The sequence below is a fragment of the Haloferax sp. KTX1 genome, assembly GCF_902410085.1.
GTDB classification, from domain to species: domain Archaea; phylum Halobacteriota; class Halobacteria; order Halobacteriales; family Haloferacaceae; genus Haloferax; species Haloferax massiliensis.
The window spans coordinates 1-413 of record NZ_CABPRH010000278.1 but is presented as its reverse complement, the minus strand read 5'-3'; the positions used below and the strand labels follow the sequence as shown (position 1 = coordinate 413).

The 413-nt window shown below is 62.7% G+C and carries 1 protein-coding gene; it reads right to left on the bottom strand.

Translation table 11 applies throughout. The features are described 5' to 3' along the window. A partial coding sequence (locus FY251_RS21830; RefSeq protein ID WP_148416996.1) for a replication initiation protein occupies window positions 1–413 on the bottom strand: 413 nt, incomplete at both ends.

The window sequence follows — 413 nt, the reverse complement described above, 5'->3', positions numbered from 1 at the left end:
ATCCAGCTCAAGCTCGCGTTCGCCTTGCTGTCGCCACTGCTGAAGCAGCTCGTACAAGCGGATGCCGTGTGTGCTGCGCATCTGAGCGATGTTGCGAAACTCGTAGCGGGTAAACTCCCGCTGTAGCAGTGAGAGATAGGGCAAAACACGGCTGGCGAACTGGATTTCGATGCGCCCTTCCTCGGGCACGTAGTCGATGGCCTGCACCCAGCGGGTCATCGTGATCCGCTTGCTCTCCGGGCCGTGCGTCTCTCCGTTCGGCCCGCCCTCGATCCGCACCTGGCGCTCATAGAGCCGGTGCGCTGCTTCTGCCAGCTCCTGGTAGGCGCGCCGAGCGGTGCTCTCGGTCAGATCGTTGAGAGCGTTTGCAGTGATCGTGTAGGTCGCGTCAGCTGATGGCGCCTCATCGCGAC